Here is a 4251-nt window from a genome sequence, read left to right on the forward strand (position 1 = left end):
GGGGGGCGGGGAGACCGTGGACCCGGGGCCGAGCACGGAGAACCCGCATCTCATCGGGGACGGTTCGACGGCCGACACCGGGCCGCAGCCCCGGCAGCCGGAGGTGCGGCGACTGGAGGCCGGGGAGCGGCCCCCGCAGTTCGTGGTGGTGTCGTGGGACGGGGCCGCGGCGTTGGACGACGGGCTGTTCGGCCGGTTCCTGGGGGTGGCGGAGGAGATCGGCGGGGCGATGACGTTCTTCCTGTCCGGCCTGTACCTGCTGCCGGAGGCGCGGAAGGAGCGGTACCTGCCGCCGCGCAACGCGCCGGGAGCCTCGGACATCGGGTACCTCTCGGACGGGGCGATCCGCGAGACGATCCGCCACCTGCGGACGGCCTGGTTGGACGGGCACGAGATCGGCACGCACTTCAACGGCCACTTCTGCGCGGGCTCGGGGTCGGTCGCGAACTGGACCCCGGAGGAGTGGCGGGACGAGATCGAGCAGGCGATCGGCTTCGTCACCGAGTGGCGCACGAACACCGGGTTCGAGGAGTTGGAGCCGTTGCCGTTCGACTACCGGCGGGAGTTGGTGGGGGGTCGGACGCCGTGCCTGTTGGGGCAGGACAACCTGTTGCCGACGGCGGCGGAGCTGGGATGGCGGTACGACGCGAGTTCGCCGGGGCGGCACCAGGTGTGGCCGGAGCGGCGCGGCGGGATCTGGGACCTGCCGTTGCAACTGGTGCCGTTCCCGGGGCGCTCCTTCGAGGTGTTGTCGATGGACTACAACATCATGGTCAACCAGTCGGGGGGCACGCAGGGCGATCCGGCGCGGCACGGGGCGTGGCGGGACGAGGCGCGGGGAGCGTTCGTCGCGGGGTTCGAACGGGCGCACGCGGGCAATCGCGCGCCGCTGTTCATCGGGAACCACTTCCAGCAGTGGAACGGCGGCATCTACATGGACGCCGTGGAGGAGGCGCTGGTGGAGATGGCGGAGCGGTCGGGCGGGGAGGACGACGTGCGATTCGTCTCCTTCCGACAGTTGTGCGACTGGCTGGACGCCCAGGACCCGGTGGTGTTGGAGAACCTGCGCGGGTTGGGTCCGGGGCAGGCCCCGGCGGGCGGGTGGTCCTCGGTGGTCACCGCGTAGGGCCGGTCGGTCCCCGGGGCGGGCCCGGTGCGCACCTGTGGTCGCGGTCCGCCCCCCGTACGCTCGGGAACGTCGGATCATACCCATAGGGGTATGCGAGCCTCGGCCCGGGGAGCACCACGTGAAGACCATCGTCGTCGGAGGGGTGGCGGGCGGCATGTCCACCGCCGCCCGACTGCGCCGCCTGGACGAGTCGGCGGAGATCGTCGTCCTCGAACGCGGCCCGCACGTCTCCTACGCCAACTGTGGCCTGCCCTACCGGGTCGGCGGGGTGATCGCGGAGCGGGAGGCACTCCTCCCCCACTCCCCCGCCTCCTTGTCCGCGCGGCTGGCCCTGGACATCCGGGTGCGGCACGAGGCGCTGGCCGTGGACCGGGAGGCCCGCACCCTGCTGGTCCGCGACCTGACCACCGGGGAGGAGTACGAGGAGGGCTGGGACCGTCTGGTGCTCGCCCCGGGCGCCCGGCCGGTCGTCCCCGACGTCCCCGGCGTCGAGCGGGCCCTGACCCTGCGGGACGTCACCGACACCGACCGCGTGCTGGAGCGCCTCGGGACCGGGGCCCGCACCGCCGTGGTGATCGGCGGCGGCTTCATCGGCGTGGAGACGGCCGAGAACCTGCGGCTGCGGGGCCTCGGTGTCACCCTGGTGGAACTCGCCGATCGGATCCTGCCGCACCTGGACCCGGAGATGGCCGTCGCACCCGCGGCCGAGTTGGCCCGGCACGGCGTGGTGATCCGCACCGGTACCAAGGTGGTGCGGGTGCCGCCGGACGCCGTGGAGACCTCCGACGGGGAGCGACTGCCCGCCGACCTGGTGCTGCTCGCGGTGGGTGTGCGCCCGGAGATCGACCTGGCCCGGGCCGCCGGGTTGGTCATCGGCCCGCGCGGCGGCATCGCCGTGGACGAGCGGATGCGCACCTCGGACCCGCGGATCCTCGCCGTGGGCGACGCGGCGGAGAAGCGCGACGCCCTCTCCGGGGAGCCGGTGCTCATCCCGCTGGCGAACCTCGCCAACCGACACGGCCGGCTGGCCGCCGACGCGATCCTCGACCGACCCGTGGCGGCACGCCCCTGCGCGGGCACCTCGATCCTGCGGGTCCTCGACCTCACCGTCGCGGCCTGCGGCTGGTCGGAGACCCGGCTGCGGGCCGCCGGGCGGCCCCACCGGGTGATCCACACCCACCCGGCCTCGCACGCCGGCTACTACCCCGGCGCGGAGCCGATGTCGCTCAAGCTGCTGGTGGAGCCGGGCAGCGAGCGGATCCTCGGCGCGCAGGCGGTGGGCGGGGAGGGCGTGGACAAGCGGATCGACGTCCTGGCCACGGCGATGGCCGCCGGACTGCCCGCCCCGCGCCTGGCCGACATCGAACTGGCCTACGCACCGCCCTACGGGGCGGCGCGCGACCCGATCACGATGCTGGGCCACATCGCGGAGAACCTCGCCGACGGCACCGCCCGGACCGTGCAGTGGCACGAGGTGGACGCGGCGCGGGAGGCCGGCGCGACACTGGTGGACGTGCGCACACCCGCCGAGTACGCCGCCGGGGCCCTGCCGGGGGCGGTGAACATCCCGGTGGACGAGCTGCGCGAACGGCTCGGTGAGGTGCCGCCCGACTCCCGGGTGATCGTGTACTGCCGGGTGGGCGCGCGGGGGCACGTCGCGGCACGGATCCTCGCCGGACACGGCCGGGACGTGCGCAACCTCGACGGCGGCCTGCTCACCCGCCGGGCCGGCGAGGCGGCCGGTGGGGGCCGGAGGCCGTGACCGGAGCGGGTCGGCGGCGGGCGGGGCTCCCGTCCCGCCGCCGACGGGGTCAGGAGTCGGTGTAGCCGACGTCGCCCAGCGTCCAGGCGCCCACGTCCGCGATGGCGATGCGGTACATGCCACCCGTGGTGGGGATGCCGTAGCCGCCCTGGAGAATGCGGGCGACGTGGAAGTGCAGGTGTTCGGGTTCCTTCGACGGTTCGCCCGGTGGTTCCAGCACCGGGGAGAAGGCGCCGAGGCGGTCCGAGTCCCGCAGGACCTCGGCGACTCTTCGCCGCCACACCGCCTCGGGGGCCAACCGGCCCGTGATGACGGCGCCCTGCACGACGACCGTCAGCGCCATCTGGTTGCTCTGCTCCGCCTCCACGGCGGCTGCGATGTCCACGAGGAGACCATCGGGCTTCGACACGGTCACCGACTCTACTACCCCGGCCCCGTTCGGGCCCGTCGGTCGGGCCGGCCGGTGTCCGGGAGACCCCGGTTCGCGGGGGCGGGGGCCAGGGGCACCTCCACCGGCAGTCGGGGCGGCGCCGGTCGCGGCCCCCACTCCCGGGGATAGCCCAGCGAGACCTCGATGTGCGGCACGCCGTCGGCGTGGATGAGGCGCGGGATGTGCAGGTGGCCGTAGACCACGGCACGGGCGCGGAAGCGGTGCGCCCAGTCGGCGGTGGCGTCGGTGCCGCACCACAGGGCGAACTCGGGGTACCGCAGGATGCGGACCGGCTCGCGGATCAGCGGGAAGTGATTGACCAGCACGGTGGGCAGGTCGTGCGGGAGTTCCGCCAGGCGGCGCTCGGTGTAGGCCACGCGCTCGGCGCACCAGGCGTCGCGCCCGGCGTGCGGGTCGGGGTGGAGCAGAGCCTCGTCGGTGCCCATGATCCCGGCCTTCCCGGCGATCTCCAGGGCGTGGTCGCGGTCGCGGGCGCCGGGCGGCCGCCAGGTGTAGTCGTAGAGCACGAAGAGGGGGGCGATCGCCACCGGTCCGTCCCCGCTCTCCCAGAGGGGGTACGGGTCCTCGGGGGTGTGGATGCCCAGTTCGCGGCAGAGGGTCACGAGTCGGTGGTAGCGCTCCACGCCGCGCGAGGTGTCGGGGTCGTCCCTCGGCGTCCACAACTCGTGGTTGCCCGGGGCCCACACCACCGTCCGGAAGCGGTCGGCGAGCAGGCGCAGGGTGCGGGCGACATCCTCGTGGTATTCGCCGACGTCACCGGCGACCAGGAGCCAGTCGTCGGGGCGCTCGGGGCGCAGGGACTCGGCGAGGGCGCGGTTCTCGGGGTACCGGACGTGCAGGTCGGCGACGGCCGTCAGGCGACCGGAACGCGGGCGCGGCATGAGGGGGAGTGTACGCGCGGTGGGTGGG

4 protein-coding genes are annotated in these 4251 nt (G+C 74.3%); 2 read left to right on the plus strand and 2 right to left on the minus strand.

The genetic code is table 11. The annotated features are described in order from the left end of the window. Together FOE67_RS18275 and FOE67_RS18280 are read left to right on the plus strand one after the other, a co-directional pair. Positions 1–1126: polysaccharide deacetylase family protein (locus FOE67_RS18275; RefSeq protein WP_228474017.1), on the plus strand; the 1126-nt coding region annotated here is incomplete at its 5' end. 121 nt (positions 1127–1247) lie between these two features. After that, positions 1248–2891 (plus strand): FAD-dependent oxidoreductase, encoded by a 1644-nt coding sequence (locus FOE67_RS18280; protein WP_182665637.1) that lies wholly within the window; start codon positions 1248–1250, stop codon positions 2889–2891. Between the two features lie 49 nt (positions 2892–2940). On the opposite strand, the gene FOE67_RS18285 is transcribed toward FOE67_RS18280, so the two are convergent. Both FOE67_RS18285 and FOE67_RS18290 read right to left on the minus strand, forming a co-directional pair. Then, the gene (locus tag FOE67_RS18285) at positions 2941–3300 is read right to left on the minus strand and encodes a GvpU-like protein (protein WP_182665639.1); all 360 of its coding nucleotides are present in this window, start codon (positions 3298–3300) and stop codon (positions 2941–2943) included. A gap of 14 nt (positions 3301–3314) precedes the next feature. Then, positions 3315–4223: a metallophosphoesterase family protein gene (locus FOE67_RS18290; protein ID WP_182665641.1), complete on the minus strand. Its 909-nt coding sequence runs from the start codon at positions 4221–4223 to the stop codon at positions 3315–3317. Positions 4224–4251: the final 28 nt, after the last annotated feature.

Origin of the sequence: Streptomyces calidiresistens (assembly GCF_014141525.1) — a bacterium.
GTDB lineage: Bacteria > Actinomycetota > Actinomycetes > Streptomycetales > Streptomycetaceae > Streptomyces > Streptomyces calidiresistens.

Bases quoted from the DNA above. Each gene is read 5' to 3' on its own strand.
- FOE67_RS18290 (WP_182665641.1), bottom strand. From the start codon at position 4,223: ATGCCGCGCCCGCGTTCCGGTCGCCTGACGGCCGTCGCCGACCTGCAC.